Origin of the sequence: Limobrevibacterium gyesilva (assembly GCF_025989185.1) — a bacterium.
GTDB classification, from domain to species: domain Bacteria; phylum Pseudomonadota; class Alphaproteobacteria; order Acetobacterales; family Acetobacteraceae; genus Limobrevibacterium; species Limobrevibacterium gyesilva.
In genome coordinates this window covers 626,222-640,366 of sequence record NZ_JAPDNT010000001.1, presented here as the reverse complement: position 1 = coordinate 640,366, position 14,145 = coordinate 626,222, and the positions used below count along the sequence as shown (strand labels likewise).

Genomic DNA, 14,145 nt, shown 5'->3' with positions numbered 1-14,145 from the left:
GGGATCTTCCCATGTCCGACACCGATAACCCGGTTCCTGTCGACCCAAGGTTGCTGGAAATCCTGGTCTGCCCGCTGACCAAGACGCCCCTGACCTACGACCGCGCCCGCAACGAGCTGGTCAGCCGCGCCGCTGGCTTGGCCTATCCCATCCGCGACGGCATCCCGATCATGCTGCCCGAGGAAGCGCGCCCGCTGGACGAGGACTGATGGCCACTCCCACCGAGATTCGCCTGAAGCGGGCCGAGAAGCGGCTGGAGGTCGATTTCGACGACGGCGCGCACTTCACCTACCCCGCGGAATATCTGCGCGTGGAAAGCCCCAGCGCCGAGGTGCAGGGGCATGGCCCGAACGAGCGCAAGACCATCGCCGGCCGCCGCCATGTCGGCATCATGGCGGTCGAGCCGGTCGGCCTCTACGCCATCCGCATCATCTTCGACGACCTGCACGACACTGGCATCTTCTCCTGGGACTACCTGCACACGCTTGGACGTGAGCAGACGGGGCGCTGGCAGGCCTACCTGAAGGCGTTGAAGGCGCACGGGCTCAGCCGCGACCCCTGATGCCGCTTACGGCGCCAGCACCCGCAGCGACGTCAGCTCCGCCGCCAGCAAGGCCTTCAGGTCCGGCAAAGCCAGCGCCACGCAGCCTTCGGTGGGCGAAAGGTCCGGGCGCGCGACGTGCAGGAAGATCGCCGAGCCGCGGCCGCGCTGCACCGGCGCGTCATTCCACCCCAGCACGCCGACGATGTCGTAGACCTCGTCCCGCCGCCACAGCTCCTCGTGCCGCGCCGGGTGCGGCAGGCGGACCTGGCGGTTGTAGTCCGGATGGCCGGGATCGTCGCACCAGCCGTCATCGGGCGCGATCGGTTCGCGCGGGACGACCGTCCGCGGCACCGCGAGCCGGTCGGCGCGGTACAGCACCCGGCGCAGGGGCAGAACGCCCACGGGGGTGGCGCCGTCGCCTTCCGCCTTGTCGGCGCGGATGCCGCCGCGGCCCAGGGCAGCGCGGAACACCAGGCCGCCCAGCAGCACGCGCCCGTCGGGATGGACGACGGCCTCGGTCATGTCAGCCGAACAGATGGCCGAAACGCTCCGCCTTGGTGGCGAGGTAGTGGTCGTTGATCCCGTTGGGGGCGAACACATGCCGCTCGCGCTGCACCACGTTCACGCCGCAGGCGGCCAGGGCGCGCACCTTGTCCGGGTTGTTGGTCAGCAGCCGGACGTTGGCGATCTCCAGCTCGTCCAGCATGGTCGCGGCGATCAGGAAATTGCGCTCGTCCGCCCCCCAGCCCAGGGCGCGGTTGGCATCGACCGTGTCCAACCCGCGGTCCTGCATCGTATAGGCCCGCAGCTTGTTCACCAGGCCGATGCCACGGCCCTCCTGTGCCAGGTACAGCAGCACGCCCGCGCCGTCCTTTGCCATGCGCTGGATGGCGCCGCGCAGCTGCGGGCCGCAGTCGCAGCGCAGGCTGCCCAGCAGGTCGCCGGTGAAACACTCGGAGTGGATGCGCACCAGCGGCGCCTCGGCCTGTTCGGGGTGGCCGACGAGGATCGCCAGATGCTCGATGCCCGCGTCCGGAGCCCGGAATGCCACGATTCGTGCATCCGGGGCGCCGTCCAGCGGCACCCGGGCCTCGGCCACGCGCACCAGATCGGCGGCCATGGCGGTGGGGTAGTCCAGCACGTCGCCCGCCGGGACCGTCAGCAGGCCGATCCTGCCGGCGCGCTCTACGGCATCGGGCCTGGCTGGGGCCACCAGCACCGTGGGCAACAGGCGGGCCAGCTTGGTCAGGGCCAGCGCCGCCGGCGCGTCCGCCGGGCAGTCGGCCGGCTCCGGCACCTCGGGCAGGATCTGGGCCGCCGTGGGGTCGGCCAAGCTGTGCAGCACGGCCGGATCGGATAGCAGAGGCGACAAGTGCCACGCCACGGCCGGCCCATCCGGGAGCACTGGCCGCTGCAGCACCACGGCCGCACGCCACTGCGCGAGCACCAGCACCGCCGGGCCGGCTGCCAGCGCCGCCATCTCACGCAACCCCCGCGCGCCCGCGGTCTCGGCCGGCAGCACCACCAGGGGAGCGTCGGCAAGCAACAGCACCGGCGTTCCGCGCTTCAACTCGGCCGCAGCCCGATGCACCGCGCGCAGTCGCAGCACGGCCGGATCGGGGCGGGGCTCGGATTCAGGTTGTGTCTCCGCGACGCCGGAGGCAGTGTCGTCGCGCAGCGGCATATGGTTCATCTGACTACCGAACGTCGAACGGGTCTGTGTCGTCAATCTTTGTGGCGGAATTCGTACGCGCAAGAACTGCACCCGTCCCGTTGGCACCAGCCCTTTTTGCTGAAGCGGGAACGCACCGTATGTCGCGCATCCGTGATCAACATTGTGTTCGTGTCGATGGACGGCAAGGGCAAATACACGATAATGCGATGAGACGAACGACGTTGCGCGCCGGAACCATTCCGACACGGCGCCAGACAAGGTTGAACACCGGCGCCGGTTCGTGCCCGGCGCCCCAGCGAGCAAAGGAAGCAACGTATGGCCGGGGAACGGCCCATTCTGATCGTTGACGATGACCAGGCGCTGCGCGCCACGCTGGTGGAGCAATTGGCCGTGGACGGCGAGTTCTCTGCCGACGAGGCAGATACCGCAGCCGAGGCGGAAGGGCGTATCGTGAGCGGCGATACCCGCTACGATGCCTTGATCCTGGACGTGGGACTGCCGGACGGCGATGGGCGCGATCTGTGCTCGCGCCTGCGCCGGCACGGCATCAAGGTGCCGATCATCATGCTCACGGGCTCGGACGAGGAAGCCGATGTCGTGCGCGGCCTCGATTCCGGCGCCAACGACTATATCGCCAAGCCGTTCCGCATGGCTGAACTGCTCGCCCGGCTGCGGGCGCAGCTACGCATCTTCGAAAACAGCGAGGACGCGGTCTTCACCATCGGACCCTACACCTTCCGCCCCTCGGCGAAGCTGCTGCAGGATCCCGCCAAGAACCGCCGCATCCGCCTGACCGAAAAAGAGGCGGCGATCCTGAAGTTCCTCTACCGGGCCGGCACCAAGGCCGTCGGCCGCCAGGTGCTGCTGAACGAGGTGTGGGGCTACAACGCCGCCGTCACCACGCACACGCTGGAAACCCACATCTATCGCCTGCGGCAGAAAATCGAACCCGACCCAGCCAATGCCCGCCTGTTGCTGACGGAGGGGGGCGGTTACCGCCTCGACCCGGAAGGCCTGGTGCGCGCGGCCTGAGGTGAAGAAACGCCGGGGCTGCGCCGTCGCGCCAGCCCCGGCCGTTCGTTGTCAGACCTCCAGCTCCACGCACACCGGCACGTGGTCGCTGGTTTGCGGCCAGTCGCGGGCGTCTTTCAGGATGGTGTGGCTGGCAAGGCCGTCTTTCAGGTCCGGGGTGACCCAGACATGGTCGAGCCGGCGGCCGCGGTTGGAGGCGCGCCAGTCGCGGTTGCGGTAGGACCACCACGTGTAGAGCTTCTGGTCTTCCGGCACGAAGTGGCGGACGGCGTCGTGGAAGCGGGTGTTCTGCCAGGCCAGCAGCCCGCTGGTTTCCGGGGGCGTGTGGCTGACCACGTCGAGAAGCTGCTTGTGGTTCCAGACATCGTGCTCGAGCGGGGCGATGTTGAGGTCGCCGACCAGCACGGTGCGGGCGAGGTCCTTCCGGCCGGCGAACCAGCTCGTGGCCTCGCCGACGAAATCGAGCTTGTGCCCGTATTTCGGGTTCTCCTCCCGGTCGGGGATGTCGCCGCCGGCGGGGACGTAGAAATCGTGCAGCTCCACCGGGCCCGATTTCATGTCCAGCAGCACCGAGACATGGCGGGAGTCGCCCTTGGCGCACCAATCCGGCGCCGTCGTCTGCCGCTGCAACGGAATACGCGACAGGATGGCGACGCCGTTGTAGCCCTTCATGCCGGCATAGGCGACATGGGGGAAGCCGAGCTCGGCGGGGGCGTCGACCGGGAACAGCTCGTCCGGGACCTTGGTTTCCTGCAGGCAGATGACGTCCGGGTCGAGCGCGCCGATCAGGCGCGGCAGCAGCGGCAGCCGCAGCCGGAGGGAATTGATGTTCCAGGTGGCGATGCGCAAGCGTTGGGTCATGGGACTCACGCATCGCCCGGATACGCGAGCGTGACAAGCCCTGCTTGATCCGTGGCCGCGATCAATTAGGGTACGGCGAAACTTTCTTTCTTCGGGGGATGCGTAATGATCCGCAGACACTTCACGGCCGGCCTGGTCACGACCGGTCTGGTCGGCTTCGGCGCGGCGTCGCTGCCGGCGCTGGCCCAGGCGCAGACCGTTCCGGTCGGCGCGATCGAGATCCTCAGCGGCCCCGCCGCCGCCTATGGCATCGCCATCAAGGGCGGACTGGATCTGGCGCTGGACGAGATCAACCAGAAGGGCGTTCTGGGCGGCAAGAAGATCGCGCTGACGGTCGAGGATTCGGCCGCCGACAAGAACCAGGCGATCAACGCCGCGCGCAAGCTGATCGGCCGCGACAAGGTGGTCGCGATCATCGGCCCGACCCTGTCGAACGAGATGTTCGCGGTCGGCCCGGTCACCAACGAGCGCAAGATCCCGACCATCGGCACCTCGACCACCGCCAACGGCATCACCGATATCGGGCCGTACATCTTCCGCACGTCGCTGCCGGAAGCGGACGTTGTGCCGGTCACCTTCAAGAAGGCCCAGGCGCGCGGCGTGAAGACCGTGGCGCTGATGTACGCCAACGACGACGCTTTCTCGAAATCCGGCTTCGACGTGATGAAGGCGGCGGCCGAGAAGCTGGGCCTCAACATCCTGGCGATCGAGAGCTTCGGCACCAAGGACACCGATTTCGCGGCGCAGCTCACCAAGATCAAGGGGTTGAAGCCGGACGCGGTGGCCATCTCGGCACTGGTGGAGCCGGTGTCGGGCGTGCTGCTACAGGCCAGGCAGCTGGGCTTCGGCAAGGAGACGCTGTTCATCGGCGGCAACGGCTCGAACTCGCCGAAACTGGGGGCGATCGCCGGGGCCGCGGCCGACGGCCTGATCGTCGGCAGCCCCTGGTTCATCGGTAAGCCTGATGCGCTGAACCAGAAATTCGTTGCCGCGTTCAAGGCCAAGTACGGCAAGGACCCGGACCAGTTCGCCGCCCAGGCCTATGACTGCATGTTCATCCTGGCCGCCGCGATCGACCGCGCCGGCGCCGCGGACTCCGAGAAGATCACCGCGGCGCTGGCCAAGACCAGCTACACCGGCGTGATGGGGCCGTTCACCTTCACCGACCATCGCGACCCCGCTTCGGCCGAGGGCGTCGTCGTGCTGGAGATGCGCGACGGCAAGTTCGGCATCGCTCCGTGATGGACCGCGCCTCCCCGGCGCGCGGTGGCGCCCGGGGAGGCGCTGTTGTATGTGCGGGCGATTGTGACCATGGATGATCGGCCCGCCTGATGTTCGCCCAGCAGCTCGTCAACGGCGTTCTGCTCGGCGCCACCTATGCGCTGTTCGCGCTCGGCTTCACGCTGATGTTCGGCGTGCTGCGGGTCATCAACCTCACCTACGGGTTCTATTTCTCGGCCGGCGCCTTCATCGCGCTGTTCCTGACCCGCCAGGCCGGGTTCGGCATCTGGGCGGCGCTGCCGGTGGCGGCGATGGGCGCGGGTGCCGTCGCGGTGGCGCTCGACTGGCTGCTGTTGAGCCGGCTGCGGCGGGTGAACGCGCCGGAGCTGTCGTCCCTCATGGTCACATTGGGCGGCGTGCTCGCGCTTTATTCGGCTGCCACGTCCATCCTTGGCCCGGACATCCGCCGCCTGCCACCCGACCTCGTGGCGTCGGACGCGTTCGTGCTGGCGGGGTTGCGCGTCACCACGGCGCAATTGCTGATCCTGCTGGCGACGGCGGTGATGGTGGGCGCGCTGATGGCGCTGATGCGCGGCACGCGGCTGGGGCTGGCCATCCGGGCGATGGCGGAGAAGCCCGATGCCGCGGGGCTGATGGGCATCGACACCGGGCGGCTGGCGGCGCTGGTCTCGTTCATCTCTGGCTGCCTCGCCGGCGCCGGCGGGGTGCTGATCGGGCTGAATTTCAATGCCATCCACCCCTACATGGGCGAGGCCATGATGCTGCGCGGCTTCGTCGTCATCATCGTCGGCGGCCTGGGCGACATCCGCGGCGCGCTGATTGCGGGATTGCTGCTGGGCGTGATCGAGGTGTTCACCGCGGGATATGTCGCCTCGGGCCTCAAGGAGGCGGTGGCCTTCGCCATCCTGGTTGTGGTGCTGTGGACCCGCCCCTCCGGGCTGTTCGGCCGTGCCGTGGTGCGGCGCGCATGATCATCCCCCCGTGGCTCGACGATTTCCTGTGGACCTACCAGAACCTGATCCATGCGCTGGGCATCAACGGGCTGCTGGCCCTGTCGATGTACGTGGTGCTGGCGGTCGGCCAGCTGTCGCTGGGGCAGGCGGCGTTCATGGGGTTGGGCGCCTATTCCTCGGCGTTGATGACGCTGAAGCTGAAGTTGCCGTTCTTCATGGTGCTGCCAGCGTCCTGCGTGGTGCCGGTGCTGTTCGCGTTGGCGATCGGCGTGCCGACCTTGCGCCTGTCCGGCGTCTACCTCGCCATCGCCACCATTGGCCTGGGCGAGGTGTTGCGGGCCGTCTATCTCAATGTCGATTATTTCGGCGGCGCGCTGGGCCTGTCCGGCATTCCCGAGCGGGCCGAGACCTGGATGATCTATGGCCTGCTGTTCGCGGCCGTCGCGATCCTGTGGCTGGTCGGGCGCAGCGGCGTCGGCCGCGCCATGGAGGCGATGCGCGAGGACGAGACCGCGGCGGGCGTGATGGGCGTGAATGTCGGCCGCTACCGCATGGGCGCGTTGCTAGCCTCCGCCGTTCTGGCCGGGCTGGCGGGGGCGCTGGGGGCGCATGTCTCCAGCTTCATCGGCCCCAACGAGTACGGGTTCGAGCCGGCGGTGACCATCCTGTCCTACGCCCTGCTCGGCGGCATCGGCACACCGCTGGCGCCGGTGCTGGGGGCCTGGATCCTGACCTTGTTGCCGGAGCTGCTGCGTGGCTTCTCCGACCTGCGGCTGGTGTTCAACGGCGTGATCATCGTCCTGGCCGTTCTGTTCCTGCCCAATGGGCTGCTGAGCTGGCGCATGAAAAGGCGGGGCGCATGATCCTGCTGCAGACCGCCGGCCTCACCCGCCGCTACGCCGGACTGGTGGCGGTGGACGCCGTGGACATGGACATTCCGGCGGGCGGTATCCACGCCGTGATCGGCCCGAACGGCGCCGGCAAGACCACATTGTTCAACCTCATCTCCGGCGTGGTGCCGCCCAGCGCCGGCACGATCCGCTTTGCCGGCTCCGCGGTGACGTCCCTGCTGCCGCACGAGCGGGCGCGGCTGGGCATTGCCCGCACCTTCCAGAATATCCGCGTCTTCGGCGCCATGACGGTGCTGGAGAACGTGCTGACCGGGCTGCACGCGCACCTGTCCGCCACCCTGCCCGAGATCGTTGCCCGCCTCGGCCGCTTCCGCCGGGAGGAGCGCGCGGCGGTGGACCGGGCCAAGGACGCGCTGGCGCTGGTGGGCTTGTCCGCCCGCGCGGACGCGCGCGCCGCCGCCTTGTCCTATGGCGACCAGCGCCGGCTGGAAATCGCCCGCGCCATGGTCGCCGAGCCGCGGCTGCTGCTGCTGGACGAGCCCGCCGCCGGCATGAACCCGGCGGAAACCGAGGCCCTGGCCGCGCTGGTGCGCCGCATCCGCGGCTTCGGCACCACGGTGCTGCTGGTCGAGCACGACATGGGCTTCGTCATGGACCTGTCCGACACGGTCACGGTACTGAATTTCGGCCGTCGCATCTTCCAGGGCACCCCCGCCGAGGTGCGGCGGGAGCCGGCGGTGATCGAGGCCTATCTCGGCCCGAAGGTCGCCGAGCGGCTGGCCCGGCGTGAAGCGGCGACGAGGGCGGGATGAGCAGTCTCGACGTCCAGGGCCTGACCGTCTTCTACGGTCGCACCGAGGCGCTGAAGGGCATCGACCTCACGGTGGCCGAGGGCCAGGTGGTATGCCTGATCGGCGCCAATGGCGCGGGCAAGACCACAACCATGCGTGCCTTGTCTGGCCTCACCCGCCCGCGCGCCGGCGCGATCCGGCTGGACGGCGCCGACATCGCCGGCTGGCGGCCCCATCGCGTCGCCGCGGCCGGCATGCTGCAGGTGCCCGAGGGGCGGCAGGTCTTTGCTGAGCTGACCGTGGCCGAGAATCTCGCCATGGGCGCTTGGCTGCTGGCCGACCGTGCCGAGACCGCCCGCCGCCAGGACCAGGTGCTGGCCCGCTTCCCGCGGCTGAAGGAACGGCTGGACCAGCCGGCCGGGTCCATGTCCGGCGGTGAGCAGCAGATGCTGGCGCTGGGCCGCGCGCTGATGGGCGCGCCCCGCCTGCTGCTGCTGGACGAGCCCAGCATGGGCCTCGCCCCGCTGTTCGTGGAGGAGATCTTCTCCATTGTCGCCGACCTGAAGCGGGAAGGGACGACGATCCTGCTGGTCGAGCAGAACGCCTCCGCGGCGCTCGAGGTCGCGGACTACGCCTATGTGCTGGAGACCGGGCGGATCGTGCTGGAAGGACCGGCCGCGACCGTCGCCCACGATCCGGCGGTGGTCGCGGCCTATCTGGGCGGCTGATGGATTAGATGATTTTCGTCCTGACCGTCCCCACGCCGTCGACCACGCCTTCAAGCACGTCGCCCTTGACCACTGCCGCGACGCCCTCGGGCGTGCCGGTGAAGATCAGGTCGCCCGGCGCCAGCCGGACCAGCTTCGACAGATAGGCCACCGTCTCCGCCACGCTCCAGATCAGCTTGGACAGGTCGGAGACCTGGCGCACCTGGCCGTTGACCTTCAGCTCGATCCTGCCCTTGGTCGGGTTCGGGAAGGCGGAAGCCGGGACCATCGTGCCGATCGGCGCGGAGTGGTCGAAGCCCTTGCCCATGTCCCAGGGCTTGCCTTCCTTCTTCGCCGCGTTCTGCAGGTCGCGCCGGGTCATATCCAGGCCGGCGGCATAGCCCCAGACATGCCTTAGCGCCTCGGCCTCCGGGATATCCACGCCGCCAGTGCCGATCGCCGCCACCAGCTCCATTTCGTGGTGCAGGTTGCCGGTCATGGACGGATACGGCATGTCCGCCCCGTTCAGCAGCAGCGCGTCGGCCGGCTTGGTGAAGAAGAACGGCAGTTCCCGATCCGGGTCCGCGCCCATCTCGCGGGCGTGCTCGGCATAGTTGCGGCCGACGCAGAAGATGCGGCGGACCGGGAACGCGCCGCCGCCGGCGACCGGAACGGACACGACAGGGGGCGGGGCAATCACGTACTCGGCCATGCGGGGCATCCTCGTGCGGAAAGGGAAACGGCCGCGGACGATACAGACCATGCGCGCCCCGGCAAAGAGCAGCGAAATTGCTGGCGTCCGGCGCGGCGGCGGTGTGCTATCGCGCGGCAAGCCGTGGCGTGTCCCAGGACAGACCCAAGGGCGGAGGCAGTGCCGTGATCCAGGCAAGCCAGTCGAAGTCGCTCTATATCCAGGTGCTCATCGCGATCGTTGCCGGCGTCCTGCTCGGCTATTTCTGGCCGGACATCGCCGTGCAGATGCAGCCGTTCGGCGACGGCTTCGTGAAGCTGGTGCGCATGATGATCGCCCCGATCATCTTCATCACGGTCGTGGTGGGCATCGGCAAGCTGACCGATACGGCCGAGGTCGGGCGCATCGGGCTGAAGGCAATCATCTATTTCGAGGTGCTGACGACCGTGGCCATGCTGGTCGGCCTGATCGTCGGCCACGTGATCGAGCCCGGGCACGGCCTCAACGTCGATCCCGCCTCATTGGATCAATCCGCGGTCGCCCGCTACACCAATGCGCCGCACCAGGGGGCCGCCGACTTCCTGCTGGCGATCATCCCCGACACCATCGTCGGCGCCTTCGCCCGGGGCGACATTCTGCCGGTGCTGTTCTTCGCCGTGCTGTTCGGCATCGCGCTCGCCCATCTGGGCGAGCGCGGTCGGTCCGTCGTGCACTTCCTGGACGACGCCGGCGCCGCCCTGTTCGGCATCATCGGGATGATCATGCGGGTGGCGCCGCTGGGCGCCTTCGGCGCGATGAGCTTCACCATCGGCCGCTACGGCATCGGCGCCCTCGCACAGCTCGGCATCCTCATGCTGTGCTTCTACATCACCTGCGCGGTGTTCATCTTCGTCGTCATGTCCACGGTGATGCGCATGACCGGCCTGCGGCTGTGGCCGCTGCTGAAATACATCCGCGAGGAGTTCTTCATCGTCCTGGGCACCAGCTCCTCCGAGGCGGCCCTGCCCACGCTGATGGAAAAGCTCGAGCGGCTGGGCTGCAACCGCCCGTTGGTGGGCCTGGTCGTGCCGCTGGGCTACGCCTTCAACCTCGACGGCACCTCGATCTACTTCACCATGGCGATCACCTTCATCGCCCAGGCCCTGAACATCCCGCTGTCCTGGGGCGACTACGTGGTGATCCTGGCGGTGCTGCTGCTGACCTCGAAAGGGGCGGCGGCCGTCACCGGCGGCGGCTTCATCACCCTGGCCGCCACGCTCGCCACGCTGAACGGCAAGGTGCCCGTCGCCGGCATCGTGCTGGTACTGGCAATCGACCGCTTCATGAGCGAGGCCCGCGCCATCACCAATCTGTTCGGCAACTCGGTCGCCACCGTGTTCGTGGCCTGGTGGGAAGGCCAGCTCGACATCGAGCAGGCCCGGCGCGTCCTGGCCGACCGGGAGCTTGCGCTGGCGGAGTGAAGGAAGGCCAGGGCTCTGCCCTGGACCCGCCAAGGGGCAGAAGCCCCTTGGATCCCATTACTTTAAGTGGTTTGGGGAAGGGGGCCTAAAGTACTGCCGGAAGCCGCTCCTCAGGCCCCCTTCCCCAAACCACTTATGTCCGGGGTTCTAAGGGCTCCGCCCTTAGCGGGGTCGAGGGGCAGAGCCCCCGCCTTCCTTCAATCCATCGCCGCATGGCTCTCGGCCGGCGCGGCGGCCTTGTTGCCGCGGCGCATCAGCAGGAGCAGCAGCAGGGCCGGCAGGGTCACCCAGGTCATCAGCAGGTAGTCGTTGTTGTAGGCGATGATCTGTGCCTGGCGGTTGATCATTTGGTCCATCAGCAGCGCGCCATGGCTGGTGGCGGGGTTGAGGAACTGTTCGGCGGCGCCGTTGCCCTGCAGCACGCGGTTGAAGGGCGTCATCAGGCCGGCGAGTTCGGCGTGGGCGACCTGGGTGCCTCGGGTCAATGAGAACGAGGTGACGGAGATGCCGATGGCGGCGCCGATGTTGCGGAACAGGCTCAGCAGGGCTGCGCCGTCGCCGCGCAGATGAATGGGCAGCGTGGCGAAGGCGATCACCGACAGCGGGTTGAAGATCAGGCCCATGCCGAAGCCTTGCAGCACGATGACGGTCAACAGCTGCCGCTCGGGCACGTCGGGCGTCCAGCCGCTCATGGCGTACATCGTGCCGGACAGCATGGCGAGGCCGATCGCCATCAGGAGGCGCTGGTCGATCCGCGTGCCCAGGTTTCCGGCGAGCACCATCGCCGCCATGGTGCCGATGCCGCGCGGGGCCATGGCCATGCCGGCGGTGGCCACCGGGTATCCGGCCAGGTTCTGCAGGTAGGGCGCCAGCAGGGCGGAGCTGGCCAGCAGCACCATGCCGACGGCGAACATCATGGCCAGGGCGGCGGCGAAGTTGCGGTCCTTGAACACCGCGGGCGGCATGAACGGCCGTTCGGCGGTGAACATGTGGACGACGAACAGGTAGCAGCCCAGGCCGGCCAGCACCGCCTCGACGATGATCTCGCGCGCGTTGAACCAGTCCTGGTCCTGGCCGCGGTCGAGCATCATCTGGAACGCGCCGATGCCGAGGGCCAGGACCGCGAAGCCGGTCCAGTCGAATTTCATCCCGGCGTCGCCCTCGGCCTTCGGCATGAACATGATCAGCCCGGTCATGGCCAGCAGGCCGAACGGCAGGTTAACGTAGAACACCCAGCGCCAGTTGTAGGCGTCGGTCAGGTAGCCACCGAGCGTCGGCCCCAGGATCGGGCCGACCATCACGCCGATACCCCAGATGGCCATGGCCTGGGCGCGTTTCTCGAACGGGTAGATGTCCAGCATGGTCGCCTGCGACAGCGGCACCAGGGCCGCGCCGAACACGCCTTGCAGCAGCCGGAAGACGACCATCTGCGTCAGCGACTGGGCGGCGCCACACAGCATCGAGGCGGCGGTGAAGCCGAACAGGCAGGTCAGGAACAGGTTCTTGCGCCCGAACCGGGTGGCCATCCAGCCGACCGGCGCGGTCATGATCGCCGCGGCAATGACGTAGGAGGTCAGCACCCAGGTGATCTGGTCGTAGGTCGCGGACAGGCTGCCCTGCATGTACGGCAGCGCCACATTGGCGATGGTGGAGTCCAGCGCCTGCATCAGGGTGGCAATCATGGTGCAGCCGGTGATCAGCGCCCGGTGCGGCACCTTGTCCGGCGTCGCCGCGGTCACGCCGGCCGCTCCCGCCACCGACCCCGGCGCCCGGGCTCAGGGAATGATGTCGGCGAGGCGTCGGACATGGCCGGTGTCGATCTCGACCACCACGCTCATCCCCGCGCGCAGTTCGGGGTCGCTGGGGCTGCGGTCCACATGCACGCGCAGCGGGATGCGCTGCACCACCTTTACCCAGTTGCCCGAGGCGTTCTGTGCCGGGAGCACCGAGAACTCGGCGCCGCTGGCCGGCGCGATGGTCTCCACCGTGCCCTTCCAGATCCGGTCGGGATAGGTGTCCACGGTCACCTGCACGGGATCGCCCGGCTTCACATGGGTCAGGTCGGTTTCCTTCGGGTTGGCCTCGACCCACACGCGCTCGGTGGACACCAGGCCGAAGGCGGCGGTGGCGGCGGCCAGGTACATGCCCGGCTGCACCGACTCCACCTGGGTGGCGATGCCGTCGAACGGCGCCGGCACCGTGGCGTGGTCGAGCTGGCGCTGCGCCTCGTCCACCTGAGATTTGGCCTGCAGGTATTGCGGGGTACGGGTCACGTCGATGCCGGCGTCGCCGCCGAGGCGGGCGAGCTGCACCTGCGCCTGTGTCCTCAGGCTTTCCACTGCCGCCTGGTTGGCCGCCAGGCGGAAGCGGGCGTCATCGTATTCGGCGCGGGTCACGCCGCCGCCCTTCACCAGGTTGGCGAAGCGGTCGAAGTTGGCCTGGTCCGCCTGCACCTGGGCCTGCCTGGCGTCGATGTCGCGCAGCATGCGCTGGTAGTCGCGCTTCATCGCTTCCATTGCCAGCGCCACTTGCGCCAGGTTCGCCTGCGCGCCGGCCAGCGCGATCTGGAACGGGTGGGGGTCGAGGCGGAACAGCACGTCGCCGCGCTTCACCCGCTGGCCCTCCTTCACCGCCACCTCAGCCACGATGCCGGACACGTCGGTGGAGACGGCGAGCTTGGCGGCGCGCACATAGGCGTCATCGATGCTGACGATGCGGCCGCCCTTCAGCCAGAGGGTGCCGGACACGACGGCGACGACAGCGATCCCGCCGAGCATCAGCAGCGGCCGCAGGAGCCGCATCCGCGCCCGCCGGCGCAACGGCGTGTCGGCCACGCTCACGCGGGGGACGGGTGCCGCGGCAGCGGATTGCGACATCAGGCGACGTCCTTTTCGAGGGACCGGCTGCGCAGATCGGCAACCAGGCTGGCTTTCATGTGGGCCAGTCCCTGCTTGATCGTTTGCAGAATGGCCGGGTCCAGCCCGGCCGAGACAATGCGCAGCATGTCCGCGCGTTCGCCCTTCAGGTCTTCCAGGACCGGCAGCGCGGGCGGGCACAGATGCAGGCGCCAGATGCGCCGGTCATGCGGATCGTCGCGGCGCTCGACCATGCCGCGATCCTCCAGCCGGTCGATCAGCCGCGCCACGGTGATCGGCTCGACCTCCAGGATCTCGGCCAGTTCCTTCTGCGACAGGCCGGGCTGGCGCTCCAGCCAGAACAGGATCACCCATTGTGCGCGGGTCATCCCGTGCATCCCCGCGCGCCGGTCGCCGTCCAGGCGGAGCTGTCGGGCAAGATCGTGCAGGAGGAATAGCAAGTCGGGCTGATCGGTCACAGCC

16 protein-coding genes are annotated in these 14,145 nt (G+C 68.6%); 9 read left to right on the top strand and 7 right to left on the bottom strand.

The window, feature by feature from the left end:
* Positions 1–11 precede the first annotated feature (11 nt).
* Entirely contained in the window at positions 12–209 is a 198-nt protein-coding gene (locus OL599_RS03100; RefSeq protein ID WP_264712135.1) for a Trm112 family protein, read from the top strand.
* Positions 209–562 carry a DUF971 domain-containing protein gene (locus OL599_RS03095; protein ID WP_264712134.1) on the top strand — a complete coding sequence of 118 codons (354 nt, stop codon included), beginning with the start codon at positions 209–211 and terminating at the stop codon, positions 560–562. Before OL599_RS03100 ends, OL599_RS03095 begins: the two co-directional genes overlap by 1 nt.
* Positions 563–568: 6 nt before the next feature.
* On the opposite strand, the gene OL599_RS03090 is transcribed toward OL599_RS03095, so the two are convergent.
* A complete protein-coding gene (locus OL599_RS03090) occupies positions 569–1,066 on the bottom strand; it encodes a L,D-transpeptidase family protein (RefSeq protein WP_264712133.1) in 498 nt (165 codons plus the stop codon).
* A 1-nt stretch (position 1,067) separates the two neighbouring features.
* Positions 1,068–2,237: a GTP cyclohydrolase II gene (gene ribA / locus OL599_RS03085; RefSeq protein ID WP_264712132.1), complete on the bottom strand. Its 1,170-nt coding sequence runs from the start codon at positions 2,235–2,237 to the stop codon at positions 1,068–1,070.
* Between the two features lie 297 nt (positions 2,238–2,534).
* On the opposite strand from ribA, the gene OL599_RS03080 reads away from it, so the two are divergent.
* On the top strand, positions 2,535–3,251 hold the full coding sequence (locus OL599_RS03080; RefSeq protein ID WP_264712131.1) for a response regulator transcription factor: 717 nt from the start codon (positions 2,535–2,537) through the stop codon (positions 3,249–3,251).
* Between the two features lie 51 nt (positions 3,252–3,302).
* Here OL599_RS03080 and OL599_RS03075 read toward each other — a convergent pair whose 3' ends face one another.
* Entirely contained in the window at positions 3,303–4,112 is an 810-nt protein-coding gene (locus OL599_RS03075; RefSeq protein WP_264712130.1) for an exodeoxyribonuclease III, read from the bottom strand.
* A 105-nt stretch (positions 4,113–4,217) separates the two neighbouring features.
* On the opposite strand from OL599_RS03075, the gene OL599_RS03070 reads away from it, so the two are divergent.
* The 5 genes from OL599_RS03070 to OL599_RS03050 all read left to right on the top strand — a co-directional run bounded on the left by OL599_RS03070 (position 4,218) and on the right by OL599_RS03050 (position 8,677).
* A complete protein-coding gene (locus OL599_RS03070) occupies positions 4,218–5,354 on the top strand; it encodes an ABC transporter substrate-binding protein (protein WP_264712129.1) in 1,137 nt (378 codons plus the stop codon).
* A gap of 89 nt (positions 5,355–5,443) precedes the next feature.
* On the top strand, positions 5,444–6,325 hold the full coding sequence (locus OL599_RS03065) for a branched-chain amino acid ABC transporter permease (protein WP_264712128.1): 882 nt from the start codon (positions 5,444–5,446) through the stop codon (positions 6,323–6,325).
* Positions 6,322–7,170, top strand: a complete 849-nt coding sequence (locus OL599_RS03060; protein WP_264712127.1) for a branched-chain amino acid ABC transporter permease — start codon at positions 6,322–6,324, stop codon at positions 7,168–7,170. Before OL599_RS03065 ends, OL599_RS03060 begins: the two co-directional genes overlap by 4 nt.
* Positions 7,167–7,970, top strand: coding sequence for an ABC transporter ATP-binding protein (locus tag OL599_RS03055; RefSeq protein ID WP_264712126.1), 804 nt, complete (start codon positions 7,167–7,169; stop codon positions 7,968–7,970). The genes OL599_RS03060 and OL599_RS03055 overlap by 4 nt, the downstream gene beginning before the upstream one ends.
* A complete protein-coding gene (locus tag OL599_RS03050) occupies positions 7,967–8,677 on the top strand; it encodes an ABC transporter ATP-binding protein (protein ID WP_264712125.1) in 711 nt (236 codons plus the stop codon). Before OL599_RS03055 ends, OL599_RS03050 begins: the two co-directional genes overlap by 4 nt.
* A gap of 4 nt (positions 8,678–8,681) precedes the next feature.
* Here OL599_RS03050 and OL599_RS03045 read toward each other — a convergent pair whose 3' ends face one another.
* Positions 8,682–9,368, bottom strand: coding sequence for a fumarylacetoacetate hydrolase family protein (locus OL599_RS03045; protein ID WP_264712124.1), 687 nt, complete (start codon positions 9,366–9,368; stop codon positions 8,682–8,684).
* 164 nt (positions 9,369–9,532) lie between these two features.
* On the opposite strand from OL599_RS03045, the gene OL599_RS03040 reads away from it, so the two are divergent.
* Positions 9,533–10,807, top strand: coding sequence for a dicarboxylate/amino acid:cation symporter (locus OL599_RS03040; protein WP_264712123.1), 1,275 nt, complete (start codon positions 9,533–9,535; stop codon positions 10,805–10,807).
* A gap of 197 nt (positions 10,808–11,004) precedes the next feature.
* Here the strand turns inward: OL599_RS03040 and OL599_RS03035 are convergent, their stop codons facing one another.
* From OL599_RS03035 to OL599_RS03025, 3 genes are read right to left on the bottom strand one after another with little or no spacing between them, the layout of a single operon-like run.
* The gene (locus OL599_RS03035) at positions 11,005–12,546 is read right to left on the bottom strand and encodes a DHA2 family efflux MFS transporter permease subunit (RefSeq protein WP_264712122.1); all 1,542 of its coding nucleotides are present in this window, start codon (positions 12,544–12,546) and stop codon (positions 11,005–11,007) included.
* A gap of 36 nt (positions 12,547–12,582) precedes the next feature.
* On the bottom strand, positions 12,583–13,683 hold the full coding sequence (locus tag OL599_RS03030; protein WP_264712121.1) for an HlyD family secretion protein: 1,101 nt from the start codon (positions 13,681–13,683) through the stop codon (positions 12,583–12,585).
* Complete coding sequence (locus OL599_RS03025) at positions 13,683–14,051, bottom strand: MarR family winged helix-turn-helix transcriptional regulator (protein WP_264712120.1); 369 nt, start codon at positions 14,049–14,051, stop codon at positions 13,683–13,685. Before OL599_RS03025 ends, OL599_RS03030 begins: the two co-directional genes overlap by 1 nt.
* Between the last annotated feature and the right edge of the window lie 94 nt (positions 14,052–14,145).